Below are 23,676 nucleotides of genomic sequence, written 5' to 3' on the forward strand. Positions count from 1 at the left end.
GGACAGTGTCGCGAAGGCGGTCAACCCCGGGCGCGATCGATGCGGCCCGGCGTTGCAACTTCCAGAAGTATGCTCGATTATGGCGCAACCAGGGGAGCGGAGCTTCGGATCGGCCGGCGACGCCCTTGGAACCGTAGACAGCCCGTTGAAAGACCTCGCCATGGACCTGGACCGCGGCCAGCCGCCCGCCCATCTCATCTATGTCCGCGATATGCTGGAACAACTTAAGGTCGTATCCCGCGCCGAGCCAGGCTCTGTCCTGCGCTACCTTCTGGACATGACGCATCTGGAAGTCGTCAACCAGATCGCCGACCGCCCCGCCGACCGCCCCGCGGATCGCTCCGAGGCCGGCGACGAGGGGCGGCCGGAGGCCTCGTCCCCGGCGAAGGCGCGATAGGCGGCCGCCTCAGTAGCCGTCCACCATCAGAAGCACGTCCGCCAGCGGGCGCGAGGTCATGCCCCAGCGCTCGAACTGCACGACGTCGATCGTCTCGCGCTGCAGTTCGACGACACCGTGATGGCGGTCGTCCATCCGGATCCGTTCGTAGAGCGCGAGCACCTCGCGCTCCGGGCCCTCCAGAATCTGCATGATCCGGCCATCGTGGAAGGCGAGCACGCCCGTGATTCCCCGGCGCTGGTTGGCGGGGCGCGACTGTTCCACGATCGCCTCTATATCGCTTCGGTCGCGATCGGCGGCGATCTGGCTCGCATAGGTCAGGCGGATCAGCATTCCATCGATACCGTAGACTGGGCGTTCTGCACGTTGCGCTAGATAGGCAGCGCGCCTGCGGGTTGAAAGTCCACGGCGGCGGCGGACGTCGTTTTTCGGTGCCGGTTTCGTAGACGCCCAACCGCTCCTCAGTAGGCGCTTTCGGTACGAAGGAGGCTGATCGGGGTCATGGCCAGGATGTAGATGTCGAGGAGCAGCGACCAGTTCTCGATATAGTAGAGGTCGTGCTCGCAGCGCTGGCGCAGCTTCTCCGGCTGATCGATCTCGCCGCGCCAGCCGTTGATCTGCGCCCATCCGGTGATGCCGGGCTTCACCTTGTGGCGGCCGAAATAGCCGTCGACGATCTCGGTGAAGGTCTCGTTCATCGAGGAGACGGCGTGAACGGCATGCGGCCTCGGGCCGACGAGCGAGAGTTCGCCCTTCACCACGTTGATGAGCTGCGGCAGCTCGTCGATCGAGGTCTTGCGGATGAAGCGGCCGACGCGGGTGACGCGGCTGTCGTTCTTGGTCACGAGGCGGCGGGCGAGGGGATCGCACATCTCGTGATAGAGCGAGCGGAACTTGTAGACGTCGACGATCTGGTTGTTGAAGCCGTGGCGCTTCTGCCGGAAGAAGACCGGGCCTCTGGAGTCGAGCTTGATGGCGATGGCCGCCGCCGCCAGGATCGGCGACAGGACCACGATCGCCGCGCTCGCCACGACCAGATCGAAGGCGCGCTTGGCGATTCCGTCCCAATCCGCCAGCGGCCGGTCGAAGACGTCGAGCATCGGCACCTGGCCGACGAAGGAATAGGAGCGCGGGCGAAAGCGCAGCGAGGCCGACAGCGCGGACATGCGGATGTCGAGCGGCAGGACCCAGAGCTCCTTCAGAAGCGCCAGGACGCGTGTCTCGGCGGAGAGCGGCAGGGTGACGATCAGCATGTCGATGCGCGCGAGACGCGCGAACTCGACGAGCTCGCGGATCGTGCCGAGCTTGGGATAGCCGGCGACGAGGGGCGGCGAGCGGCGGTCGTCGCGATCGTCGAAGATGCCGCAGATGCGGATGTCGCTGCCGGGCTGCATTTCGAGATTGCGGATGAGCGACTCGGCCGCCTTGCCGCCGCCCACGATCACCGCGCGCCGCTCCATCACGCCGTTGCGCGCCCAGCGCGCGATGAAACTGCGCAGCGTCAGCCGCGCCAGCGCCAGGAGGGCGATGCCGCCCAGGAGCCAGGCGCCCAGCCAGACGCGCGAATAGGTGGAGTTGTTGTAGAGAAAGAAGAGGACGAAGCTGACCATGCTGAGCGCGCCGGCCCAGGCGACGGCCATGCGCCACAGCTGCGGCAGGCGGCTTCGCAGGAGACGCATCTCGTAACAGTCGGACAGGCCGAGCGCGACGACGCCGAGGACCGAGCCGAGCAGGATGATCGTGAGATAGCTGGCGTCGAGCGGCCCGCCGTCGCCGACATAGCCGAGGAAGAGCCCGTAGCCGAGCGCGGCAAGGAGCACGAACTCGGCGAGGCGCCAGGTGCCGGTCAGCATGCGCGGCGTGATGAAGTCGTTGCGGTATTGCAGCGCCATGCGCGTGGCGAAATCGTTGAGCTGCGCGGGCGCCTGGGGGGAGGGTTCGGGCTTGGCAGCCTGGATGGCGCTGCGCGTGAAGGGCAGCGCCTCCTCGAACCTCTTCATCGATCTCGCTCCATCTGCCGGCCGCGCGCCCCGACGTCCATCGACGGGGCACGGCGCGCCGCGGGTCTTCCCAGGGACCCATCAGACAGGACGGCGCCTAAGATCCCGCCCCGCGGATCGTTCAATTTTTAGCGAAGGGATCTGCGGGTCGGGGCAGGCCGCTCAGAAGAGGCGTTCGCGGATATAGAGCGTGTCGCCGGGCAGCACGAGATCGGAGGCGAGGACCCGGCCCGTAAGGATGCGCCCGCCGACAGACCGGGTGATGTCGACGGTCTTCTGCTGGGCGCGCGGCGTGTAGCCGCCGGCGATGGCCACGGCGTTCTGCACCGTCATGCCCGGCACGTAGGTGTACTGGCCGCCGGCGGCGACCTCGCCCATGATGTAGAACGGGCGATACTGCTCCACCTGCACGCTGACGTCCGGATCGTTCAGATAGCCGCCGCGCAGCTTGGCCGCGATGGCGGCTTCCAGCTCGCGCGGCGTGCGGCCGCGGGCCGGCACGGGCCCGACGAGAGGAAAGGCGACGTAGCCGGCCTTGTCCACCGCGTAGACATTCGACAGCCCGTCCTCGCCGAAGACGGTGACGCGCACGCGGTCGCCCGACCCGAGATTGTAGGGCGCGTCGATGGACTGCTGGAAGGCCGGCGAGACGGGCGCGTAGCTCGCGCAGCCGGCCATGCCGAGAGGGGCCGTCAGCAAGACCGCAAGAGCCGTTCTGCGCATCGATCGTATCCTGTCACCGGCGGCACGCGGGCCCGCGATTGGTCCGGTCGCGTTATAGGCTTGTTAAGGTTAACCGCCGGTAAAGCCGGTGCGGCGCGCGTGGCGGTGCTAGGTCTTCGGCCGATCCGACGTGGAGCCCTTCGTGACGCTCGACCGCCGCCTGCCGCAACGTCCGCTTCTCACCGACCTGTGCCGCCGCAGGACCCATCCGGCGCGGCGTCGCGACGACGTCCGCCCGCCGGCCGCGCCGGCAAGTCCCGGCGAGGTGGCGATCGGCATCGCGGCCAGCGGGCTGCGGCGCGTCGTCGTCGTCTCGGCGGCACCGGACGAGGCCTTTCACGGCGGCGGCGTGTTGGCCCGGGCGCTCCTGGAGACGGGGGTGCGGCCCGTCCTCGTGGATCTCCTGGCGGACGGTCGGGCCGGGCGGGAGCTCGGCCTTGCGGAAACCCTCGTCGGCCTTTCGGCGGTCGCGGACGGCACGGCCGGCATCGCGGATGCGATCCACCGCGATCCGTTCACCGCCGTCCATGTCGTCCCGTCCGGCGGCTACGACGCCGCCTCGGCCGGCGCGGCGGAGGCGGCGCGCATCGCCTTCGCGCTCTCGGCGCTCGAACAGGGCTACGGCGTCAGCGTCGTCGAATGTTCGCTCACCGCGCTCCTCCAGACGCCCGGGCTCCTCGACGCCGAGAGCGGGCTGATCGTTTCGGGCTCGGCCGCCGCCATGACGCGCGTGTCGTCCATCCTCGCCCTTCTGGACGGCAAGGGCCTGCGGGACGGCGTCGCGATGCGCGTCGCGCGAAGCGCCGACGCCGTCTGACGGGCGGGCGCCGTCAGGCGCGGGGACCCGATTCCATCCACTTGATGACGAGCATGGCCGGCAGGACCCAGAGGAGTCCGGTGAAGAAGAAATAGGCCAGATGCACCCAGCCGCTGGACTGGCCGAGATAGAGCGTCGCCACCGCCGTCGCGATGACGGCGTAGACGCAGACGAGGACGATGAGGATGATCGTTCCGATGAACTTCTTCAGCCTGACCGGCATCGCCTCGCATTCCTTCTCGCACATCGGCCTCCGCTGCGGCGGGAGCCTTCGCCGTCTATGGCCGCGCCGCGCGCGATTGGCCAGAGCCGCCGCGACGCTGCGCCGGCTTGATCGCGCCTCCCACATGCGTCACAGGACCGCCCCATGACCACGCTCGATCTCGCCCCCGCCCTGTCCCGACCCTTGCCGAAGGAGGCGCGGCATCGCCGCGCGATCCGCCTCTGGCTGTTCTGCGTCGCCGCCCTCATCGTCGCGCTCGTTGTCGTGGGCGGCGCGACGCGGCTCACCGAATCGGGCCTCTCCATCACCGAGTGGAAACCGATCCACGGGGTCGTGCCGCCGCTGAGCCAGGCCGAGTGGCAGGAGGAGTTCGAGCTATACAAGGCGATCCCGCAATATCGCGAGCTCAATGCCGACATGGACCTGTCGGGCTTCAAGACGATCTACTGGTGGGAATGGGCGCACCGATTCCTGGCCCGCACGGTCGGCGTCGTCTTCGCCGTGCCGCTCGCCTTCTTCTGGCTGACCGGGCACATCGAGCCGTTCCTGAAGCCGCGCCTCCTCGCCATTCTGGCGCTCGGGGGCCTGCAGGGCTTCATCGGCTGGTGGATGGTCGCCTCGGGCCTGTCGGTGCGCACCGATGTCAGCCAGTACCGGCTGGCGACGCATCTCACCATGGCCTGCATCATCCTGGCCTCGATCGTCTGGGTGGCGCGGGGTCTGGGCGAGCGTCGCCATGTCGCGCCGCCGACGCGCGGCTCCATCGTCGTGGGCATCGGTCTCGTCGGCCTATCGCTCGCCCAGATCTATCTCGGCGGCCTCGTCGCCGGGCTCAATGCCGGTCTCACCTACAACACCTGGCCGCTGATGGACGGACGCCTCGTGCCAGAGGGGCTCCTTCAGATGGAGCCGCTCTGGCGCAATCTCTTCGAGAACGTGACGACCGTGCAGTTCGATCACCGCATGGGCGCCTATCTCCTCCTCGCCGTCGCCGCGCTCCACGCGCTCGTGTGCTGGCGTGACGACCGGCGCAGCCACCATACCCATTCGGCCGCGATGCTGGTGGCCGCGATCCTCGTGCAGGCCGCCATCGGCGTCACGACGCTCCTCCTCGTCGTGCCGATCGGCTGGGCGCTGCTGCATCAGGCGGGCGGGGTCGCGGTGCTCGTCGTCGCCGTCCTCCACGCGCGCGGCCTTCGCGGCGAGTATCCGGTGGCCGCAGCCGCTCGCTGACCGTCCCGGTTCGAGGCGTGCGAACGAGAAAGGCCGGCGGTCCTGCGACCGCCGGCCTTCGTGTCTGCGCCCTGCGCGTCGCCGCTCAGGGGAAGAGCGGCAGCTGCTCGATGCCGAGCGTCTCTTCCAGGCCGTAGGCCACGTTGAAGTTCTGGACAGCCTGTCCCGCCGAGCCCTTCACGAGATTGTCGAGCGTCGAGATGACGATCGCGCGGCCGGGAATGCGATCCTCGACGACATTGACGACGACGTAGTTCGAGCCGCGCACCATCTGGGTCTGCGGCAGGACGCCGGGATCGGCGACGGTGACGAAGGGCTCGCTCGCGTAGGTCTCCACCAGCGCCTGGCGCAGGTCCGAAGCGGTGTTGCCACCCTGCAGCCGGACGTAGCTCGTGCACAATTCGCCGCGGCTCATCGGGATGAGATGCGGCGTGAAGTTCACGCGCAGATCCGCGACGCCCGCCGCCACGCCGATCTCCTGCTCGATCTCGGCCATGTGGCGATGCTTGCCGACGGCATAGGGGCTGAGACCCTCGCCGGCCTCGCAGAAAAGGACGTTCTCCTTCAGCCCGCGTCCGGCGCCCGAAACGCCGGACTTGGCATCGATGACGATGTCGGAGACGTCAATCAGACCCGCCTTCGCGAGCGGGATCAGCGCGAGGAGGACGGCGGTCGGGTAGCAGCCGGGGCAGGCGACGAGGCGGGCGCCGGCGATGGCGTCGCGATAGACTTCGGTGAGGCCGTAGACGGCCTCCGGCTGGATGTCCGTCGCGACATGGTCGAGCCCGTACCATTCCTTGTAGGTCGCGGGATCGCGCAGCCGGAAGTCGGCGGACATGTCGAGGATCTTCACATGCGGATGCTCGGAGAAGATCCGCCGCGTGATCGCCTGCGTCGTGCCGTGCGGCAGGCCACAGAAGACCGCGTCCACCGAACCCCAGTCGGCATCCTCGATCTTCACGAGGTCGGGGAGGTCGATATGGGCGAAGTGCCGGAACACGGCCTTCATCGGCTTGCCGGCATGGCTGTTGGCCGTCAGCACCGCGATCTCGATGCCGGGATGGCGCGCCGCGAGGCGCACGAGGTCCGACCCCGTGTAGCCGCTGGCGCCCAGCACGCCGATCCTGATCTTCTCGCTCATGGCAGGCTCCTTCGAACGCGATCGCCGCCGACCCCGAAAGGCGGCGGCGATCGCGTCATAGCCGATTTTCGTGACGGTTCCAGCGCCGCGCGGATGCCAACCCGCGTCAGGCGTTGATTGCGTCCCGCACCGCCTCGACGATGCGATCCTGCGTCGGCTCGTCGAGATAGGGATGCATGGGCAGGCTGACGACGTCGGCCGCCAGCGCGTCGGAGACGGGCAGGGCGCCGCCGACGACGGGAAAGGTCCGATAGGCCGTCTGCCGGTGCAGCGGCTTGGGATAGTAGATCGCCGTCGGGATGCCGCGCTCGCGCAGATAGGCCACGACATGGTCGCGCTGGCTGCCGGGAATGCGCAGCGTGTATTGCGCCCAGCTCGACGTCGAGTCGCGAAGGAGCGCCTGGGGCGTGGCCACCGTCTCGAAGGCGGCATGGTAGCGGGCGGCGATGCGCGCGCGGGCGGCGAGCTCGTCCTCGAAGATCGCGAGCTTCTCGAGAAGGATCGCGGCCTGCAGCGTGTCCATGCGCCCGTTCATGCCGATGCGTACGTTGTCGTACTTGTCAGTGCCTTGGCCGTGGATGCGGATCGAGGCCATGACGGCGGCGAGCTCGCCGTCATTGGTCTGCACCGAGCCGCCGTCGCCGTAGCAGCCGAGCGGCTTGGCCGGGAAGAAGCTCGTCGCCACCACGTCGGCCCACTTGGACGACATCGCCCCGTCGATCGTGGCGCCATAGCCTTGCGCTGCGTCCGAGATGAGGAGGAGGCCGTGGCGGTCGCAGATCGCGCGGATCGCCGGATAGTCGGCGGGCTGGCCGAAGAGGTCGACGGCGATGACGACGCGCGGGCGAAGGTCGGAACGGCCGGCGCATTCGGCGATGGCGGCCTCGAGGCTCGCCGGGTCCATGTTGAAGGTCTTCTCGTCGACATCGACGAAATAGGGCGTCGCGCCGAGCCAGGCGACGACCTCGGCGGTCGCGGCGAAGGTGAAGCTCGGGCAGAAGACGACGTCGCCCGGCCGGATGCCCCAGGCCATGAGCGGCAGGGCGAGGGCATCCGTGCCGGAGGCGCAGGAGAGCGTGTGCTCCATGCCCGCGAAGGCCGAGAGCGCCGTTTCCAACTCGCGGATCTCCGGCCCCATGATGAAGGCGCCATGGTCGAGGACGGCCGCCATGCGCGCATCGACCTTGGCGCGGATGCGGTCGCGCTGCGAGGCGAGGTCGATGAACGGGATGGTCGGCGCGCTCTGAGCGGTCATGGCTGGTCCTTTCCGGGGGGCGGCCGCCGGCCGCGCCTTCGCTGGTGCGGCAATCGAGGGGCGAACGCCACTCAAAATTCGTTTCACCGCCTTAACGCGCAAGGTTCACGCCGCCTTCTTCTCCGCGAGGATGCCCGTCACGTACATGGCGACGCTGGCGCCGGCGATGGCGGTGATCTCGGCATGGTCGTAGGCCGGGGCCACTTCCACGACGTCGGCGCCGACGAGCTGCAGGTTCTTCAGGTGGCGCAGCACCGCCAGGATCTTGGCGCTCGACGGGCCGCCGGCGACCGGCGTTCCGGTGCCCGGCGCGAAGGCGGGGTCGAGGCAGTCGATGTCGAAGGACAGGTAGACGTTGGTGCCGCCGGTGCGTTCGTAGATGCGCTTGGCGATGGCGACGCTCGTCATGTCCTCAACTTCGTCGCCGTGCAGGATCTCGATGCCGCAATCCTGCGGCGCATGCGTGCGGATGCCGACCTGGATGGAGGTCGCGGGATCGATCAGGCCGGCCTCGACGGCGGCCAGAACGAAGGAGCCGTGATCGACGCGCGGCGTGCCGTCGGCGGCCGTCGCCAGCGGCCATGTGTCCTGATGCGCGTCGAACTGGACGAGCGACATGCGCCCGTGGCGCTCGGCATGGGCCTGGAGCAGCGGGAAGGTGATGGAATGGTCGCCGCCGAGCGTCAGGAGGAAGCCGGTCCGATCGAGGAGGCCCGAAGCCTCGCGGCGGATCGTCTCGTGGGCCGTCTCGGGCAGGCGGTAGTCGAGGAGGCAGTCGCCGTAGTCGACGACCGACAGCGCCTCGAAGAGGTCGCGGCGGAACGGATATTGCGGGTCGTTGTCGAAGATGGCGGAGGCGCGGCGGATCGCGGCGGCGCCGAAGCGGGCGCCCGGGCGGTTGGAGACCGCGCTGTCGAAGGGCACGCTCCAGACGGTGAGGTCCGCCCCGTCCGCGTCCTTGGCATAGCGGCGGCGCATGAAGGAATGGGCGCCCGCATAGGTCGGATCGCTGCCGGCGCCGAGAATGGCGGGCGCGGTGAAGGCGTGGTCGATGGACTGGCCGGCCATGGTGGTTCCTTTTCTGTCGCTCGCGCGCCGAACTAGCGCACGGCGCCCAAGGCGTGAACCAGCAGCGCGTGAGATGGAAGAGGAGCGGGGCGAAGACGGTCGCCGAATCCAGCCGGTCGCGCACGCCGCCCTGGCGCTTGATCGGCCGGCCCCAGTCCTTGACCGCGAGATCGCGCTCGACCGCCAAGAGCACGCGGCCGTCGAAGAAACCGGGGGGCACGCCGACGAGCGACAGGCCGGTCGCCGGCCGGGACCGGAAAAAGCCGCCCGGAAACGAAGAAGGCCGCGAGACGTGTCCCGCGGCCTTCCTGTCGTCGATGAGGTTCGTCCGGAGCTTAGCGCTTGGAGAACTGGAACGAGCGGCGGGCCTTCGCCTTGCCGTACTTCTTGCGCTCGACGGTACGCGAATCGCGCGTCAGGAAGCCGCCCTTCTTGAGAACGGCGCGCAGGCCGGGCTCGTAATAGGTGAGGGCGCGCGAGATGCCGTGACGGACCGCACCGGCCTGGCCGGAGAGACCGCCGCCGGCGACCGTCGCCACGATGTCGAACTGGCCGTCGCGGTTGGCGGCGACGATCGGCTGGCGGAGCACCATCTGCAGGACGGGACGGGCGAAATACGCCTCGAATTCCTTGTCGTTGACGATGATCTTGCCGGTGCCGGGCTTCACCCAGACGCGGGCGACCGCGTCCTTGCGCTTGCCGGTGGCATAGGCGCGGCCGTACTGGTCCAGCTTCTGGACGTGGACGGGCGCTTCGGCCTGGGCGGCCGGCGAGGAGCCGAGCTGGTCGAGAGAGGAGAGCTGGGACATCAGGCGGCCCTCTTGTTCTTCGTGTTCATCGACCCGACGTCGAGCGTCTCGGGCGTCTGCGCCTCATGGGGATGCTCGGCACCGGCGTAGACGCGCAGGTTCTTGAGCTGGCGACGACCGAGCGGACCGCGCGGCAGCATGCGCTCGACGGCCTTCTCGACGACGCGCTCGGGGAAGCGGCCCTCGAGGATCTGGCGCGCCTTGCGCTCCTTGATGCCGCCGGCATAGCCGGTATGCCAGTAGTAGGTCTTGTCTTCGTATTTCTTGCCGGTGAACACGACCTTGTCGGCGTTGACGATGATGATGTTGTCACCGTCGTCGACATGCGGCGTGAAGGTCGGCTTGTGCTTGCCGCGGAGGCGAAGCGCAACGATGGAAGCGAGGCGGCCGACGACGAGCCCTTCGGCGTCGATCAGAATCCACTTCTTCTCCACCGTCTCGGTCTTCTGCGAGAAGGTTTTCATGGGTTGCCCCTGGGGTGCGTTTGAACTGTCCGGCCAACCCGTCGAGGTCGCCATATGAAAAGGGCGACCCAAGGGGCCGCTCTCATGGCGCTGCGTTACGCCAGGGCGACGGGGCTTGTCAACAATTGCGAGTCTCGGCTCGGGGGCGTCAACCGCCTGCGGCACAGGGCTTTGAGCCTATGCGGTATCAGGGTACCGTAAAATAGACGGGGCTCAGCGCGGTGGAATCGAATAGGTCGCCACCGCATGGGCGGCCAGTTCGCCGTCCGGTCCCTCGATCGCGATTTCCAGGACGGCGAGCCGTTTTCCGAGCTTCATGATGGTCGCCTGGGCGGTGACGAGGCCGGGATCGGCCTTGCGCAGGAAGTTGATCGACAGGTTCGTCGTCACCGCCAGCGCGACCGGCCCGATATGGGCGAGGATGGCGACATAGGCGGCGACGTCGGCGAGCGCGAAGAGCGTCGGCCCGGAGACGGTGCCGCCGGGGCGAAGGTGGGGCGTGCCCGTCAGCAGCTGCAGCGTCGCGCGGCCGGGTTCCAGCGCCGTCACCGTCATCGCGTGGCTGGAGCCTGCGAGCTGCGGGAAGTCGTTCTCCAGGAAGCGGTGGAGTTCGGCGATGCTCATGACCGGCTGCATTCCGTCGTCTCCTCCAGCGCGAATCGTCGCCCGGCCTGCCGGCGCGTCCTTTCTTCCGTAGCCTGCCGGGCCGCCGCGCGCGAAGCGCCTCGAAAGTCGAAGGCGGGCGCATGGCTGGGCGATTGGGGTTGGCGAAGGCGGTGCCGGAGCCGTAAGGAGGAGGAAGGATCGGGGAGGAAACCGGATGGCAGAGATCGTCGAGATGGCAGGCGTCGGAACGCATCCCGTGGAGGTGCAGGCGGCCGAGGGCATGCGCCGCATCGTCCTGTCGAGCCCGCCCGCGAACGCGCTCTCGCTCGCCACGATGGACGCGCTGATCGCGGCGCTGGAGGAGGCGAAGGCCGACCGGAGCTGCCGCGTCGTGGTGCTGGCGGCGAAGGGCCGGATCTTCTCGGCCGGCCACGATCTCAAGGAGATCTCGGCCCATCGCGGCGATGCCGACCGCGGGCGCGCCTTCTTCGAGGAGACGATGCGGCGCTGCTCGCAGCTGATGCAGACGATCGTGCGCCTGCCGCAGCCGGTGATCGCGGAGGTGAATGGCCTCGCCACCGCGGCGGGGTGCCAGCTCGTCGCCAGCTGCGATCTCGCCATCGCCTCGGAGGAGGCGCAGTTCTGCACGCCGGGCGTCAATATCGGCCTGTTCTGCTCGACGCCGATGGTCGCGCTGTCGCGCAACCTCTCCAACAAGCACGCGATGGAGATGCTTCTGACCGGCGAGACGATCGACGCGCGCTCGGCACGCGACTTCGGCCTCGTCAACCGCGTCGTGCCGCCGGAATATCTCGGCACGGTCGTCGGCAAATACGCGACGACGATCGCCTCCAAGTCGGCGCTCACCGTCCGCACCGGCAAGGAAGCCTTCTACGCCCAGGCCGAGATGGGCCTTTCCGACGCCTACGACTATGCCGCCAGGGTGATGGTCGACAACATGATGGCGCGCGACGCCGAGGAGGGCATCGGCGCCTTCCTGGAGAAGCGCAAGCCGAACTGGACGGGCGAATGAGCGCCGCCCCGCTCGTCTACGCGGACGACACGATCCGAACGATCCTCTCGGATTGCAAGCGCATCGCGATCGTCGGGGCCAGCCCGAAGGAGATCCGGCCCTCGTTCTTCGTCCTGAAATACCTGACGCTGAAGGGGTTCAAGGTCTTCCCGGTCAATCCCGGCTCGGCCGGCACCGAGATCTTCGGGCAGACCTGCTACGCGCGGCTCGCCGATATTCCCGAGCCCGTCGACATGGTCGATATCTTCCGCGGCAGCGACGCTGTTCCGGGCGTTCTCGACGAGATCCTCGCACTCAGGCCGCTGCCGAAGGTCGTGTGGATGCAGCTCGGCGTGCGCCACCAAGAGGCGGCGCGGCGGGCGGAAGAGGCGGGCCTGACGGTCGTCATGGATCGCTGCCCGAAGATCGAATATGCGCGCCTTTCCGGCGAGATCGGCTGGAACGGCGTCAATTCGCGCATTCTCTCCTCGAAGAAGCCGACGATGCGGGCCGGCTTCCAGAGTTTCGGGATCGTCGCCAGGCCCAAGCCTTGAGGCACGGGGGGCGGCACGATCGTGACCGCCCCTCGCGACGCTGACGGTCAGTCCATCGGGACTTCGGTGTTGACGAAGTCCGGCACCTCGGCGAGCGGGAACTCGCGCTTCTCGCCAGCCTCGATGCGCCGGCTGCGCGTGCGCGGCTCCAGCATCTGCGTCTGCCCGGTCTCCAGCGCGCGTTCGATGGCCGCCAGCACGATCATGTCGAGAAGACCCTCCTCGCCGTTCGGCTCGGGCTCGCGGTCGTTCAGGATGCAGTCGGCGAAATAGGCGGTCTCGCCGGAGAACTGGTCGACGACGGGTGCCGTGCGCGTCTCGCTCGCATCGCCCTTGGTGATCTCGCAGGTGATCGCGACGTCCTCGCCGAAGCCGAAGGCCGGCGAGACGATCATCGAGCCGTCCGTGCCGATGACGGTGAACGTGTCGACGTCGGCGCTCGAATAGCTGCAGGTGAAGCTCGCGCTGCGTCCGTCCGCGAAGGTCAGGACGACCGAGACGACGTCGTCGCATTCGAGCCGGCCGGTGCGCGCGGCGACGGCCGAAACGGCGATGGGCTCGGCGGCGAAGGCGTTGCGCACCGCGTTGATCGGATAGGTGCCCATGTCGGGAATCGGCCCGGCCCAATAGCCGCTGTGAGAGCGATGGTTCGTCGGCTTCACCGTCTGCGAGAAGCTCGCGGTGAAGACGCGCGGCTCGCCGATCTCGCCGTCCTTCAGCGCCAGCATGGTCGCGACGGTGCCCGGCTCGCAATGGAGGCGATAGGCGACCATCAGCTTGGCGGTGGAGGCCTCCGCCGCGCGCGTGATCGCCTCGGCATCCGCAAGGCTCGCCTCCATCGGCTTTTCCAGGAGGACGTGGATGCCCGCCTTCAGCGCGGGTTCGGCGAATTCGCGGTGCCGGAAGTTCGGCGTCGCGATGTAGACGGCGTCGATCTCTCCGCTCTTCAGCAGCGTGTCGTAGTCCTCGTAGCGGTAGGACTTGAGCCCGTAGAGCTTGGCCAACCCGTCGGCCTTCACCGGGTCGCCGGTGACGAGCGCCGTCATCACGGCGTTTCCGGTCTGGGCGACGCCGGGCATGAAGGCCCCTTGCGAGATCCAGCCTCCGCCAACGACCGCGAAGCGGACCTTACCCTCTGCATTCGGCATGAAACACGTCCCTTTCTGGTTTTCTGCCGGGGAAAGCCGCCTGAGCGGCTGTCGGTTGCGAAAAGATTCCGTCGCCGGGGCCGGAAAATGCGCATGGGCTTTCCTCGCCCGCCTCCCGCCGCGGTGCTATGGCGGGATATGTCGATCTCGCGCCCGGCACCAGAACCGGGATGGCGATGGAGGGAGAGAGAAGATGGACGGACCTCGTTTCGAGACGCTCGCGGTACATGCGGGCGCCCAGCCGGACCCGGCGACCGGCGCCCGCGCGACGCCGATCTACCAGACGACCGCCTTCGTCTTCGACGACGTGGACCATGCGGCCTCGCTGTTCGGCCTCCAGCAGTTCGGCAATATCTACACCCGCATCATGAACCCGACACAGGCCGTGCTCGAGGAGCGCGTGGCCGCCCTCGAAGGCGGAACGGCCGCGCTGGCGGTGGCGAGCGGCCATGCGGCGCAGATGATCGTCTTCCAGGCGATCATGCGGCCCGGTGACGAATTCGTCGCGTCAAGAAAGCTTTACGGCGGTTCGATCAACCAGTTCGGCAACGCCTTCAAGTCCTTCGACTGGCATGTGCGCTGGGCCGACCCGGACGACATTTCGAGCTTCGAGGCGGCGATCACGCCGAAGACGCAGGCGATCTTCATCGAGTCGATCGCCAATCCCGGCGGCGTCGTCGTCGACATCGCGCCGATCGCCGAGATCGCCCGTCGTCACGGCATTCCGCTGATCGTCGACAACACGATGGCCAGCCCCTATCTCTGCCGGCCGATCGAGCACGGCGCCGACATCGTGGTGGAATCGCTGACGAAGTTCCTCGGCGGCCATGGCAACTCGATGGGCGGCATCATCGTCGACGGCGGCACGTTCGACTGGTCGGCGAGCGACCGCTACCCGATGCTCTCGACGCCGCGGCCCGAATACAATGGCATCGTCCTGCACGAGACCTTCGGCAACTTCGCCTTCGCCATCGCGTGCCGGGTCCTCGGCCTGCGCGATCTGGGGCCCGCGATCTCGCCCTTCAACGCCTTCCTCATCCTCACCGGCATCGAGACCCTGCCGCTGCGCATGGAGCGCCACTGCGCCAACGCGCTGGAGGTCGCGACCTATCTTCAGGGCCACGAGAAAGTGTCCTGGGTCTCCTATGCGGGCCTCGAAGGCGATCCTTCGCACGAGCGCATGAAGCGCTACTGCCCGAAGGGCGCGGGCGCCGTCTTCACCTTCGGCCTGAAGGGCGGCTACGACGCGGGCGTGACCTTCGTGCAGGGCCTGGAGCTGATCTCGCATCTCGCCAATATCGGCGACACGCGCTCTCTGGTGATTCATCCGGCCTCCACGACGCATCGCCAGCTCGCCGACGCGCAGCGCGTCGCGGCGGGCGCCGGTCCCGATGTGGTGCGCCTGTCGGTCGGCATCGAGAACGCCGCCGACATCATCGCCGACATCGAACAGGCGCTGGCGAAGATCTGAACCGTTCCCCCGGCGGCGGGCCGCAGCACCGCGGTCCGCCCCGCAAATCCCGTCGAAGGCAAGCCCGTGAGCGCCCATCTCCTGAAGTTCGACACCGCCGGCCAGGCGCCCGAGATCGGCGGCCCGGCGCCCGAGAAACGCGTTTCCGGGACGCCGCAGCACCGGACCTGGAACGTCGAGGACGACGGAGAGGGTCTCTATTCGGGCATCTGGGAAAGCGATGTCGGCGAATGGGCCGCGACCTATTCGGAATGGGAGTTCTGCCACATCCTCGCCGGCGTCGCGGTGCTGACCGAGGAGGGCGGCGAGGGCGTGACGGTGAAGGCCGGCGACAGCATCGTCATTCGCCGCGGCTTCAAGGGCACGTGGCGGATCGTCGAGCCGCTGCGCAAGGCCTATGTCATCAAGGACTGACGCGCCGTCCGGCCTCTTAGAGAGAGCCCGGCTCGCGCCACGGTCGTCCTGACCGCGGGAGCGCCGTCGTCAGGCCGACACGACGAGCTTTTCCAGACCCCGGAAATGCCAGCTGTTGCGCACGCGCGGCTCCTCGACGACGCGCAGCCGCGGCAGGCGCTCGAACAGGACGCGCAGCGCGACCGCCAGTTCAAGCCGCGCGAGCGGCGCGCCGAGGCAGAAATGGATACCGCCGCCGAAGGCGAGATGCGGCGGCCCAAGACGGTCCGGGCGGAAGCGATGCGGCTCGTCATAGGCGGCGGGGTCGCGGTTGGCGGCGCCCAGCAGCAGCCCGACCGTCTCGCCGCGCGCCAAGCGCCAGCCGGGCGCGATCTCGGCCGGCTCCAGCGCCGTGCGCGTGAAGAGATGGAGCGGCGTGTCGAAGCGCAGCATCTCTTCCACGGTGGCGTCCGCCGCCTGCGATGCGGTGAAGAGGCCGGCCGGTTCGCGGCCCGATTCGAGGAGCGCGCGCACGCCGTTGCCGATCTGGTGGACGGTCGCCTCGTGCCCGGCATTCAGGAGCAGGACGAGCGTGGAGATCATCTCCGCCTCGTCGAGCCTGCCTTCGCCGTCCTGCGCCGCGATGAGATGAGAGACGAGGTCGCCGCGCGGCGCGCGGCGGCGCTCGGCGATGGTCCGCCGCAAGAGGTCCGCAAAACGGCGCGACGCCTCGTTCGCCGCCGCCTGGACGGCAGGATCGGGCCTCGGCCGGTACATGCCGACCATCGCGTGGGACCAGGCGAGCAGAGACGGAATCGCTTCGTCCGCGACGCCGATGAGTTCGGCGATGACCGCGACCGGCAGAGGCGTCGCGAAGCGCTCCACGAGATCGACGGGTTCACCCGCGGGAAAGGCGTCGATCAGCGCGTGGGCCAGCGCTTCGATGCGCGGCGCCAGACGCTCGATGGCACGCGAGACGAAAGCACGCGTGACGAGGCCGCGCAGGCGCGCATGCGTCGGCGGTTCCAGTTCCAAAAGCGAATGGGCTTCGAGCGCGTCGAAATCGGCGAGGTGCGCCGGCACTCCCGAGCGGTCCGGCCGGCCGGTCGTATCCGCCGGCACCACGCGGCCGAAGCGGCGATCGCGCAGGAGCGCTGCGACGAGCGCGTGGGAGGCGACGAGCACCATCCCACCGTCTTCCCAGCGGGCGAGCCCGCCGGCCTCCTGCAGACGGGCATAGGACGGGTAGGGATCGCGGTAGAAACCGGGATCCTCGGGATCGAAGCGAAGGGTCGTGCCAGAGAGGACGAAGGCGGACGGGTCTGGGCGCATGGCGGCCTTCTAGCCTTCTCGCCTCCGAGCGCCAATCGCGCGCTTCCTCAGCAACCGGGCGTCCGGATGCGCCGGAGGCCGGGCCCCGCCGGCCGGGTGACGACCCGCCGCTCGACGATGCCGTAATCCGGTTCGGCGGTGGCGACGACCGCGCCGGGCGGAGCGATCTCCACGACGCGGCCGGCGGAGCGGTATTGCGGCGGGGCCGACCGGGTGACGTAGCCGCCGGGCGCGACCGGAACGCTCTCCATCCGCAGCTGCGTGACGGCCGGCACGAGTTCCGTCCAGCGACGCTCCGGCTCCACGATCACGGTGCGCAGGCGCGTTGCCGTGCGCGCCGGCACGAGAATGCGGCAGCGCACCTTGCGCCCGTCGATGATGCGCCATTCCCACGTCTCGCGCGCAGGCGAGAGGACGACGGTCTCTCGGATCTCCCGCGTCACCGCCGGCACGATGCGGGTCACGGTGCGTGCCGGCTGGAGCACATGCGTGCGGGCGACGGTCCCATAGGTCGGCGGGACGCGGCGATGCTCGACGAAACCGGACGCGACGGGAACATTGTCGACGACCAGCGCATATTGGCCGTCGACCGGGACGACCTGACGGCGCGCGGGCCCGAGCGGAGTGACTTCGCGCACCGTCCCGTAACTGGTGGGCCGCTGCACCGGTTCGTAGCAGGCGACCCCGCCCGCCGAGGCCGGCGCCGTGGAGGCGAATGAGCCGGCGACGAGAAGTCCGAGCAGGCGTCGCATGGGCAGGGCTCCGGCGAAGAGAGGCGTCGTCGGAGAATGAAGGGCGATCCGCGCCGAGCGCCAGAGGCCCGACCGTCCGCTCTGCAGACGGCCTTAACGCCGGCCTTCCTTGCGAATGCTTCACCACGCACCGGCGTCACGTCCAGGGTTGCAGCAGAAGCGCGGCGAGGGCGAGGAGAAGGGCCGGCGGCATGACGAGGACGCCGAGCTTCAGGAAGCGCCACGCGCCGAAGTCGAGCCCCTCCCGGCGCAGGGCCGTCAGCCAGAGGATCGTCGCGAGGGACCCCGTGACCGAGAGATTGGGCCCGAGGTCGATCCCGATCAGGATGGCGTCCGTCACCTTTTCGGGCACGTCCACCGCGGCCATCGTGGCGCCCGCAAGGAGGCCGAGCGGCAGGTTGTTGGTGACGTTCGTGCCGAAGGCGAGAGCGATGCCGCTGACCGCCGCCGCCAGTTCCGTGCCCTCTGCGACGAGCGAGCGCAGGAGTCCGGCGAGCACGGTGCTGACGCCGGCCTTCTCCAGCGCCCGCACGATGACGAAGAGACCGGCGACGAGGACGAGCGTGTCCCAGGAGATTCCCTTCAGAACGGCGCGGGGATCGGAGCGCTCGGCGACCAGCACGGCGAGGAGCGTCGCAAGACCGCAGAGCAGCGTCGGAAGGCCGAGCTCGGCGCCGGTCCAGGACGCGACGAGGAGAATCGCCGCGCCGATGCAGATGCCGAGGGCCGCGAGCCGCCCGCCGCGCGACAGGACGGGAATCGGAATGTCGCGTGCCGTCTCGCCCCTCAGGTCCGCGCCCTGCGTCCAGCGCAGCACCGCGTAGGTCGCGACGATGGCCACGAGCGAGGGAAGGGCGAAGCGCGAGAGCCATTCGGCGAGCGGGGGCAGTTCCTCGCCGAAGATGACGAGATTGGCCGGGTTCGAGATCGGCAGGACGAAGGAGGCCGCGTTGGCGACGAAAGCGCAAACGAGGAGATAGGGAATCGCAGAGGGCGCTTTGGCCGCGCGCGCGACGGCGGCGACCGCCGGCGTGAGGACGACGGCCGTCGCGTCGTTCGACAGGAAGACCGTGACGAGCGTGCCGACGGCGTAGACGAGAAGGAACAGCCGCTGCGCGGACCCGGCGGCGGCGCGGGCGGCCCGGGCGGCCAGCCAGTCGAACAGCCCTTCGCGACGGGCGACTTCCGCCAGCATCATCATCCCCGCCAGGAAGAGATAGACATCCGTGCCCGCCGCCACCCCGGCGAGGACGTCGCCCGTGCCGATCAGGCCGAGGCCGACCAGCAGGGCGACGCCGGCGACGGCGAAAACCCATTCGGACCAGCCGAAAGGCCGCGTGATGACGCCGGCGACGGCCGCGAAGGACACGCCCCAGGTGAGAAGCTGTGCGGTTGCGAACATGGACGGTCACTCGCGGGAGGGCGTAGAGAAGGGGCGGTCGGGCAGGCGGACTGAGGGCGCCGCACGTCCCGAACCGGTCGTACCGGACCGGTTCGGGACGTGCGGCGCCCGCCAGCGGGAATTGGTCCCCTTCACGGAAAATCAATGGTTGCAGAGGCTGCGAACCCAGGCCGGCCGGGGTTGACGGGGGGTGAGTCTGCCTTTATGGAACGCGTCAACAGAGCCGATGTGAAGCAGACTCGTTCCCAGGACGCCACGTCCGGAACACAAGGCGCTTCAAACAAGGCTTCGTTCAACGAGACGACACATCGCTGGCCGCATGACCGTGAGAACGGTCCTCTGCACTGTTCCGGGCAGTCCGCAATCGAAGCGGATCGAATGCCCGGTTTCGCGCATGACGGGCTTCCCGACATGCGCGGGCGGGGCCGTCCGTTTCGAACCTTGAATTGGAAGAAGAGGGAAGGTTGGAATGCCGACCATCAACCAGCTGATCCGGAAGCCGCGCGTGCGCCCCAGCGAACGCAACACGGTTCCGGCGCTCGAAGCGAACCCCCAGAAGCGCGGCGTCTGCACGCGCGTCTACACGACGACGCCGAAGAAGCCGAACTCGGCTCTGCGCAAGGTCGCCAAGGTCCGCCTCGTCAATGGCTACGAAGTCATCGGCTACATCCCGGGTGAGGGTCACAACCTTCAGGAGCACTCCGTGGTCATGATCCGCGGCGGCCGCGTGAAGGATCTTCCGGGCGTGCGCTACCACATCATCCGCGGCGTGCTCGACACGCAGGGCGTCAAGAACCGGAAGCAGCGTCGTTCGAAGTACGGCGCGAAGCGTCCGAAGTAAGCCTGAACGCCGGTAAGATAGAGAGACGAACCTATGTCCCGTCGCCACAAGGCTGAAAAGCGCGAGATCAACCCGGACCCGAAGTTCGGCGACCTCATCGTTTCGAAGTTCATGAACGCCGTCATGTACGACGGCAAGAAGTCGGTCGCTGAAGGCATCGTCTACGGTGCCTTCGACCTCGTCGCCCAGAAGACCCGTCAGGACTCGGTGGTTCTCTTCCACCAGGCCCTCGACAACATCGCCCCGCATGTCGAGGTCCGTTCGCGCCGCGTCGGCGGTGCGACCTACCAGGTGCCGGTCGACGTCCGCCCGGAGCGCCGCCAGGCGCTCGCCATCCGCTGGCTCATCTCGGCCGCCCGCAACCGCAACGAGACGACCATGGTCGACCGTCTGTCGGGCGAGCTGATGGATGCCGCCAACAACCGCGGTTCCGCGGTGAAGAAGCGCGAAGACACGCACCGCATGGCGGAAGCGAACCGCGCCTTCTCGCACTACCGCTGGTAACCCGAGACCCGAGACTGGAAGGCGACGCCAATGGCCCGCGAATATAAGATCGAGGACTACCGCAACTTCGGCATCATGGCCCACATCGACGCGGGCAAGACGACGACGACCGAGCGGATTCTGTTCTACACCGGCAAGTCCCACAAGATCGGCGAAGTCCATGACGGCGCCGCGACGATGGACTGGATGGAGCAGGAGCAGGAGCGGGGCATCACCATCACCTCCGCCGCGACGACGACCTTCTGGAAGGGTCGCGACGAGAAGATGCGCCGCTTCAACATTATCGACACGCCGGGCCACGTCGACTTCACCATCGAAGTCGAGCGTTCTCTGCGCGTTCTCGACGGCGCCATCGCGCTGCTCGACGCCAATGCCGGCGTGGAGCCGCAGACGGAGACCGTCTGGCGCCAGGCCGACAAGTACCACGTGCCGCGCATGATCTTCGTCAACAAGATGGACAAGATCGGCGCCGACTTCTTCCGCTGCGTGGAGATGATCAAGTCGCGCCTCGGCGCCCGTCCGATCGTCGTTCAGCTGCCCGTCGGCGCCGAAAGCGACTTCAAGGGCCTGATCGATCTGATCGAGATGAAGGCCCTCATCTGGCGCGACGAGACCCTCGGCGCCCAGTGGGACGTCGTGGAGATCCCGGCCGACCTGCAGGCGCAGGCCGAGGAATACCGCGAAGCCATGGTGGAAGCCGCCGTCGAGATCGACGAGGCCGCGACCGAGCGCTATCTCGAGGGCGAGATGCCGTCGAACGAGGAGCTGCGCGTGCTGATCCGCAAGGGCACCTGCGACGTGTACTTCACGCCGGTCCTGTGCGGTTCGGCCTTCAAGAACAAGGGCGTCCAGCCTCTGCTCGACGCCGTCGTCGATTTCCTGCCGTCGCCGGTCGAAGTCCCGGCCATCAAGGGCATCGATCCGAAGACGGAGACGGACACGGTCCGCCATTCGTCGGACGAAGAGCCGCTCTCGATGCTGGCCTTCAAGATCATGAACGATCCGTTCGTCGGCTCGCTCACCTTCTGCCGCATCTACTCGGGCAAGCTCACCAAGGGCACCTCGCTGCAGAACACGGTGAAGGAGAAGAAGGAGCGCATCGGGCGTATGCTGCAGATGCATTCCAACTCCCGCGAGGACATCGAAGAGGCCTTCGCCGGCGACATCGTCGCGCTGGCCGGCCTCAAGGAGACCACCACGGGCGACACGCTCTGCGATCCGCTGAAGCCGGTCATCCTGGAGCGCATGGAATTCCCCGAGCCGGTCATCGAGATCGCGATCGAGCCGAAGACCAAGGGCGACCAAGAGAAGATGGGCCTCGCGCTCAACCGTCTCGCCGCCGAGGACCCGTCCTTCCGCGTGAAGACGGACGAGGAATCCGGCCAGACGATCATCGCCGGGATGGGTGAGCTTCATCTCGACATCCTCGTCGACCGCATGCGTCGCGAGTTCAAGGTCGAGGCCAATATCGGCGCCCCGCAGGTCGCCTATCGCGAGACGATCACGCGCCGGGTGGAGCACGACTACACCCACAAGAAGCAGACGGGCGGCACGGGCCAGTTCGCTCGCGTCAAGATGATCTTCGAGCCGGCCGAGATCGGCGGGGGTTCGGTGTTCGAGTCCAAGATCATCGGCGGCGCGGTGCCGAAGGAATACGTGCCGGGCGTCGAGAAGGGCGTGAAGTCGGTCATGGGTGCGGGTCCGCTCGCGGGCTTCCCGATGGTCGACATCAAGTCGGAGCTGATCGACGGCGCCTATCACGACGTCGACTCCTCGGTCCTCGCATTCGAGATCGCCTCGCGGGCCTGTTTCCGCGAAGCCATCCAGAAGGCCGGTCCGAAGCTCCTCGAGCCGATCATGAAGGTCGAGGTCGTGACGCCGGAAGACTATGTCGGCGACGTCATCGGCGACCTCAACTCCCGCCGCGGTCAGATCCAGGGCACCGAGCCGCGCGGCATCGCGCAGGTCGTGAACGCCATGGTTCCGCTGGCGAACATGTTCGGCTATGTGAACACGCTGCGTTCGATGTCCCAGGGCCGCGCCCAGTACACGATGCTGTTCGATCACTACGAGCAGGTTCCGAACCAGGTCGCTGAAGAGATTCAGAAGAAGTACGCCTGATCTCTCGCCAAGCGAATTCAAATTGGGCTCTGTGAGCCAAGACTAGATGATGGAGGTCCGTTATGGGCAAGGGTAAGTTCGAGCGTAACAAGCCGCACGTGAACATCGGCACGATCGGGCATGTCGACCACGGCAAGACGAGCCTGACGGCGGCGATCNTTATGGGCAAGGGTAAGTTCGAGCGTAACAAGCCGCACGTGAACATCGGCACGATCGGGCATGTCGACCACGGCAAGACGAGCCTGACGGCGGCGATCACGAAGTATTTCGGCGAGTTCAAGGCGTACGACCAGATCGACGCGGCGCCGGAGGAGAAGGCGCGCGGCATCACGATCTCGACGGCGCATGTCGARTACGAGACGGCGGCACGCCACTACGCCCATGTCGACTGCCCCGGCCATGCCGACTACGTGAAGAACATGATCACGGGCGCGGCGCAGATGGACGGCGCGATCCTGGTGTGCTCGGCYGCCGACGGYCCGATGCCSCAGACGCGCGAGCACATCCTGCTCGCCCGCCAGGTCGGCGTGCCGGCGATCGTGGTGTTCCTGAACAAGGTCGACCAGGTGGACGACGCCGAGCTGCTCGAGCTCGTCGAGCTCGAGGTTCGCGAGCTCCTGTCGATGTACGAGTTCCCCGGCGACGATATCCCGATCGTCAAGGGCTCGGCTCTGGCSGCTYTGGAAGACTCGGACAAGACGATCGGCGAGGACGCCGTGCGCGAGCTGATGGCCCGCGTCGACGAGTACATCCCGACSCCGGAGCGTCCGATCAACCTGCCCTTCCTGATGCCGATCGAGGACGTGTTCTCGATCTCGGGCCGCGGCACGGTCGTGACCGGCCGCGTCGAGCGCGGCATCGTGAAGGTGGGCGAGGAAGTCGAGATCGTCGGCATCCGCGACACCAAGAAGACGACGGTGACGGGCGTCGAGATGTTCCGCAAGCTGCTCGACCAGGGCCAGGCGGGCGACAATATCGGCGCGCTGATCCGCGGCGTGGACCGCGAGGGCGTGGAGCGCGGGCAGGTCCTGTGCAAGCCCGGCACGGTGAAGCCGCACACGCGCTTCATGGCCGAGGCCTACATCCTGACCAAGGAAGAAGGCGGCCGCCACACGCCGTTCTTCACSAACTACCGCCCGCAGTTCTACTTCCGCACGACGGACGTGACGGGCGTGTGCACGCTGCCCGAGGGCACCGAGATGGTGATGCCCGGCGACAACGTGACGATGGACGTGACGCTGATCGTGCCGATCGCGATGGAAGAGAAGCTGCGCTTCGCCATCCGCGAGGGCGGCCGCACCGTCGGCGCCGGCATCGTGGCCTCCATCGTCGCCTGACGACAGGCGACCGGCGCGCGGCTTAGCCCGGCTGGTTGTTGTCGGCGACGACCTCGATGCCGGTAAGGCCCTC

24 protein-coding genes and 2 pseudogenes are annotated in these 23,676 nt (G+C 68.0%); 11 read left to right on the plus strand and 15 right to left on the minus strand.

The genetic code is table 11. The features are described from left to right. Positions 1 to 160: 160 nt before the first annotated feature. A complete protein-coding gene (locus tag ASG48_RS08220; protein ID WP_055847757.1) occupies positions 161 to 397 on the plus strand; it encodes a hypothetical protein in 237 nt (78 codons plus the stop codon). Between the two features lie 9 nt (positions 398 to 406). Here ASG48_RS08220 and ASG48_RS08225 read toward each other — a convergent pair whose 3' ends face one another. The 3 genes from ASG48_RS08225 to ASG48_RS08235 all read right to left on the minus strand — a co-directional run bounded on the left by ASG48_RS08225 (position 407) and on the right by ASG48_RS08235 (position 3,120). Continuing rightward, complete coding sequence (locus ASG48_RS08225; protein ID WP_055847760.1) at positions 407 to 730, minus strand: BLUF domain-containing protein; 324 nt, start codon at positions 728 to 730, stop codon at positions 407 to 409. 128 nt (positions 731 to 858) lie between these two features. After that, positions 859 to 2,397: an undecaprenyl-phosphate glucose phosphotransferase gene (locus tag ASG48_RS08230; protein ID WP_055847763.1), complete on the minus strand. Its 1,539-nt coding sequence runs from the start codon at positions 2,395 to 2,397 to the stop codon at positions 859 to 861. Between the two features lie 162 nt (positions 2,398 to 2,559). Continuing rightward, positions 2,560 to 3,120: a polysaccharide biosynthesis/export family protein gene (locus ASG48_RS08235; RefSeq protein ID WP_055847766.1), complete on the minus strand. Its 561-nt coding sequence runs from the start codon at positions 3,118 to 3,120 to the stop codon at positions 2,560 to 2,562. Positions 3,121 to 3,262: 142 nt separating this feature from the next. Between ASG48_RS08235 and ASG48_RS08240 the strand changes: the two genes are divergently transcribed. Beyond that, a complete protein-coding gene (locus tag ASG48_RS08240) occupies positions 3,263 to 3,937 on the plus strand; it encodes a hypothetical protein (protein ID WP_156381502.1) in 675 nt (224 codons plus the stop codon). Positions 3,938 to 3,950: 13 nt separating this feature from the next. On the opposite strand, the gene ASG48_RS08245 is transcribed toward ASG48_RS08240, so the two are convergent. Continuing rightward, on the minus strand, positions 3,951 to 4,160 hold the full coding sequence (locus ASG48_RS08245) for a DUF2842 domain-containing protein (RefSeq protein ID WP_055848078.1): 210 nt from the start codon (positions 4,158 to 4,160) through the stop codon (positions 3,951 to 3,953). A 144-nt stretch (positions 4,161 to 4,304) separates the two neighbouring features. On the opposite strand from ASG48_RS08245, the gene ASG48_RS08250 reads away from it, so the two are divergent. Further along, positions 4,305 to 5,393 (plus strand): COX15/CtaA family protein, encoded by a 1,089-nt coding sequence (locus tag ASG48_RS08250; protein WP_055847771.1) that lies wholly within the window; start codon positions 4,305 to 4,307, stop codon positions 5,391 to 5,393. Positions 5,394 to 5,478: 85 nt separating this feature from the next. Here ASG48_RS08250 and argC read toward each other — a convergent pair whose 3' ends face one another. From argC to ASG48_RS08280, 7 genes and pseudogenes are all read right to left on the minus strand, one after another. Next, positions 5,479 to 6,534: an N-acetyl-gamma-glutamyl-phosphate reductase gene (gene argC / locus ASG48_RS08255; RefSeq protein ID WP_055847774.1), complete on the minus strand. Its 1,056-nt coding sequence runs from the start codon at positions 6,532 to 6,534 to the stop codon at positions 5,479 to 5,481. A gap of 106 nt (positions 6,535 to 6,640) precedes the next feature. Continuing rightward, entirely contained in the window at positions 6,641 to 7,789 is a 1,149-nt protein-coding gene (locus ASG48_RS08260; RefSeq protein ID WP_055847777.1) for a DegT/DnrJ/EryC1/StrS aminotransferase family protein, read from the minus strand. Between the two features lie 105 nt (positions 7,790 to 7,894). Continuing rightward, positions 7,895 to 8,857 carry an agmatinase gene (speB, locus tag ASG48_RS08265; RefSeq protein ID WP_055847778.1) on the minus strand — a complete coding sequence of 321 codons (963 nt, stop codon included), beginning with the start codon at positions 8,855 to 8,857 and terminating at the stop codon, positions 7,895 to 7,897. Positions 8,858 to 8,930: 73 nt separating this feature from the next. After that, positions 8,931 to 9,077 (minus strand): annotated as a pseudogene (locus ASG48_RS18925) (phosphatidate cytidylyltransferase); the annotation flags it as partial. Positions 9,078 to 9,192: 115 nt separating this feature from the next. Then, entirely contained in the window at positions 9,193 to 9,669 is a 477-nt protein-coding gene (gene rpsI, locus ASG48_RS08270) for a 30S ribosomal protein S9 (RefSeq protein ID WP_200939586.1), read from the minus strand. Then, entirely contained in the window at positions 9,666 to 10,130 is a 465-nt protein-coding gene (gene rplM, locus ASG48_RS08275) for a 50S ribosomal protein L13 (protein WP_055847784.1), read from the minus strand. The genes rpsI and rplM overlap by 4 nt, the downstream gene beginning before the upstream one ends. A 213-nt stretch (positions 10,131 to 10,343) precedes the next feature. Further along, positions 10,344 to 10,766 carry a PaaI family thioesterase gene (locus ASG48_RS08280; RefSeq protein ID WP_055847787.1) on the minus strand — a complete coding sequence of 141 codons (423 nt, stop codon included), beginning with the start codon at positions 10,764 to 10,766 and terminating at the stop codon, positions 10,344 to 10,346. A 184-nt stretch (positions 10,767 to 10,950) separates the two neighbouring features. On the opposite strand from ASG48_RS08280, the gene ASG48_RS08285 reads away from it, so the two are divergent. Together ASG48_RS08285 and ASG48_RS08290 are read left to right on the plus strand one after the other, a co-directional pair. Then, positions 10,951 to 11,769, plus strand: a complete 819-nt coding sequence (locus ASG48_RS08285; RefSeq protein ID WP_055847790.1) for an enoyl-CoA hydratase — start codon at positions 10,951 to 10,953, stop codon at positions 11,767 to 11,769. Next, the gene (locus ASG48_RS08290) at positions 11,766 to 12,302 is read left to right on the plus strand and encodes a CoA-binding protein (RefSeq protein ID WP_055847793.1); all 537 of its coding nucleotides are present in this window, start codon (positions 11,766 to 11,768) and stop codon (positions 12,300 to 12,302) included. Before ASG48_RS08285 ends, ASG48_RS08290 begins: the two co-directional genes overlap by 4 nt. 47 nt (positions 12,303 to 12,349) lie before the next feature. Here the strand turns inward: ASG48_RS08290 and ASG48_RS08295 are convergent, their stop codons facing one another. Then, positions 12,350 to 13,450 carry a Gfo/Idh/MocA family oxidoreductase gene (locus ASG48_RS08295; RefSeq protein WP_055847796.1) on the minus strand — a complete coding sequence of 367 codons (1,101 nt, stop codon included), beginning with the start codon at positions 13,448 to 13,450 and terminating at the stop codon, positions 12,350 to 12,352. 193 nt (positions 13,451 to 13,643) lie between these two features. Between ASG48_RS08295 and ASG48_RS08300 the strand changes: the two genes are divergently transcribed. Together ASG48_RS08300 and ASG48_RS08305 are read left to right on the plus strand one after the other, a co-directional pair. After that, entirely contained in the window at positions 13,644 to 14,921 is a 1,278-nt protein-coding gene (locus tag ASG48_RS08300) for an O-acetylhomoserine aminocarboxypropyltransferase (RefSeq protein ID WP_055847799.1), read from the plus strand. 66 nt (positions 14,922 to 14,987) lie between these two features. Continuing rightward, a complete protein-coding gene (locus ASG48_RS08305; protein WP_055847801.1) occupies positions 14,988 to 15,335 on the plus strand; it encodes a cupin domain-containing protein in 348 nt (115 codons plus the stop codon). A 69-nt stretch (positions 15,336 to 15,404) separates the two neighbouring features. Here the strand turns inward: ASG48_RS08305 and ASG48_RS08310 are convergent, their stop codons facing one another. The 3 genes from ASG48_RS08310 to ASG48_RS08320 form a co-directional block, all read right to left on the minus strand. Further along, on the minus strand, positions 15,405 to 16,646 hold the full coding sequence (locus ASG48_RS08310; RefSeq protein ID WP_055847804.1) for a cytochrome P450: 1,242 nt from the start codon (positions 16,644 to 16,646) through the stop codon (positions 15,405 to 15,407). 47 nt (positions 16,647 to 16,693) lie between these two features. After that, positions 16,694 to 17,398 (minus strand): hypothetical protein, encoded by a 705-nt coding sequence (locus tag ASG48_RS08315; protein ID WP_055847807.1) that lies wholly within the window; start codon positions 17,396 to 17,398, stop codon positions 16,694 to 16,696. A 136-nt stretch (positions 17,399 to 17,534) separates the two neighbouring features. Then, positions 17,535 to 18,800: an arsenic transporter gene (locus tag ASG48_RS08320; protein WP_055847810.1), complete on the minus strand. Its 1,266-nt coding sequence runs from the start codon at positions 18,798 to 18,800 to the stop codon at positions 17,535 to 17,537. 469 nt (positions 18,801 to 19,269) lie between these two features. Between ASG48_RS08320 and rpsL the strand changes: the two genes are divergently transcribed. The 4 genes and pseudogenes from rpsL to tuf all read left to right on the plus strand — a co-directional run. Then, complete coding sequence (gene rpsL, locus ASG48_RS08325; RefSeq protein ID WP_055847812.1) at positions 19,270 to 19,641, plus strand: 30S ribosomal protein S12; 372 nt, start codon at positions 19,270 to 19,272, stop codon at positions 19,639 to 19,641. 33 nt (positions 19,642 to 19,674) lie between these two features. Beyond that, complete coding sequence (rpsG, locus tag ASG48_RS08330) at positions 19,675 to 20,145, plus strand: 30S ribosomal protein S7 (protein ID WP_055847815.1); 471 nt, start codon at positions 19,675 to 19,677, stop codon at positions 20,143 to 20,145. A 30-nt stretch (positions 20,146 to 20,175) separates the two neighbouring features. Next, positions 20,176 to 22,266, plus strand: a complete 2,091-nt coding sequence (gene fusA, locus ASG48_RS08335) for an elongation factor G (RefSeq protein WP_055847818.1) — start codon at positions 20,176 to 20,178, stop codon at positions 22,264 to 22,266. Positions 22,267 to 22,425: 159 nt separating this feature from the next. Next, positions 22,426 to 23,603, plus strand: a pseudogene (tuf, locus tag ASG48_RS08340) (elongation factor Tu); the annotation flags it as partial. Positions 23,604 to 23,676 lie beyond the last annotated feature (73 nt).

This window comes from Aurantimonas sp. Leaf443 (assembly GCF_001425575.1).
Lineage (GTDB): Bacteria > Pseudomonadota > Alphaproteobacteria > Rhizobiales > Rhizobiaceae > Leaf443.

Bases quoted from the DNA above. Each gene is read 5' to 3' on its own strand.
- ASG48_RS08295 (WP_055847796.1), bottom strand. From the start codon at position 13,450: ATGCCGAATGCAGAGGGTAAGGTCCGCTTCGCGGTCGTTGGCGGAGGC.
- ASG48_RS08250 (WP_055847771.1), top strand. From the start codon at position 4,305: ATGACCACGCTCGATCTCGCCCCCGCCCTGTCCCGACCCTTGCCGAAG.
- ASG48_RS08300 (WP_055847799.1), top strand. From the start codon at position 13,644: ATGGACGGACCTCGTTTCGAGACGCTCGCGGTACATGCGGGCGCCCAG.
- ASG48_RS08245 (WP_055848078.1), bottom strand. From the start codon at position 4,160: ATGCCGGTCAGGCTGAAGAAGTTCATCGGAACGATCATCCTCATCGTC.
- ASG48_RS08315 (WP_055847807.1), bottom strand. From the start codon at position 17,398: ATGCGACGCCTGCTCGGACTTCTCGTCGCCGGCTCATTCGCCTCCACG.
- ASG48_RS08280 (WP_055847787.1), bottom strand. From the start codon at position 10,766: ATGCAGCCGGTCATGAGCATCGCCGAACTCCACCGCTTCCTGGAGAAC.
- ASG48_RS08220 (WP_055847757.1), top strand. From the start codon at position 161: ATGGACCTGGACCGCGGCCAGCCGCCCGCCCATCTCATCTATGTCCGC.
- speB (WP_055847778.1), bottom strand. From the start codon at position 8,857: ATGGCCGGCCAGTCCATCGACCACGCCTTCACCGCGCCCGCCATTCTC.
- fusA (WP_055847818.1), top strand. From the start codon at position 20,176: ATGGCCCGCGAATATAAGATCGAGGACTACCGCAACTTCGGCATCATG.
- rpsL (WP_055847812.1), top strand. From the start codon at position 19,270: ATGCCGACCATCAACCAGCTGATCCGGAAGCCGCGCGTGCGCCCCAGC.
- ASG48_RS08290 (WP_055847793.1), top strand. From the start codon at position 11,766: ATGAGCGCCGCCCCGCTCGTCTACGCGGACGACACGATCCGAACGATC.
- rpsG (WP_055847815.1), top strand. From the start codon at position 19,675: ATGTCCCGTCGCCACAAGGCTGAAAAGCGCGAGATCAACCCGGACCCG.
- ASG48_RS08310 (WP_055847804.1), bottom strand. From the start codon at position 16,646: ATGCGCCCAGACCCGTCCGCCTTCGTCCTCTCTGGCACGACCCTTCGC.
- ASG48_RS08225 (WP_055847760.1), bottom strand. From the start codon at position 730: ATGCTGATCCGCCTGACCTATGCGAGCCAGATCGCCGCCGATCGCGAC.
- ASG48_RS08285 (WP_055847790.1), top strand. From the start codon at position 10,951: ATGGCAGAGATCGTCGAGATGGCAGGCGTCGGAACGCATCCCGTGGAG.
- ASG48_RS08230 (WP_055847763.1), bottom strand. From the start codon at position 2,397: ATGAAGAGGTTCGAGGAGGCGCTGCCCTTCACGCGCAGCGCCATCCAG.
- argC (WP_055847774.1), bottom strand. From the start codon at position 6,534: ATGAGCGAGAAGATCAGGATCGGCGTGCTGGGCGCCAGCGGCTACACG.
- ASG48_RS08320 (WP_055847810.1), bottom strand. From the start codon at position 18,800: ATGTTCGCAACCGCACAGCTTCTCACCTGGGGCGTGTCCTTCGCGGCC.
- ASG48_RS08235 (WP_055847766.1), bottom strand. From the start codon at position 3,120: ATGCGCAGAACGGCTCTTGCGGTCTTGCTGACGGCCCCTCTCGGCATG.
- ASG48_RS08260 (WP_055847777.1), bottom strand. From the start codon at position 7,789: ATGACCGCTCAGAGCGCGCCGACCATCCCGTTCATCGACCTCGCCTCG.
- rplM (WP_055847784.1), bottom strand. From the start codon at position 10,130: ATGAAAACCTTCTCGCAGAAGACCGAGACGGTGGAGAAGAAGTGGATT.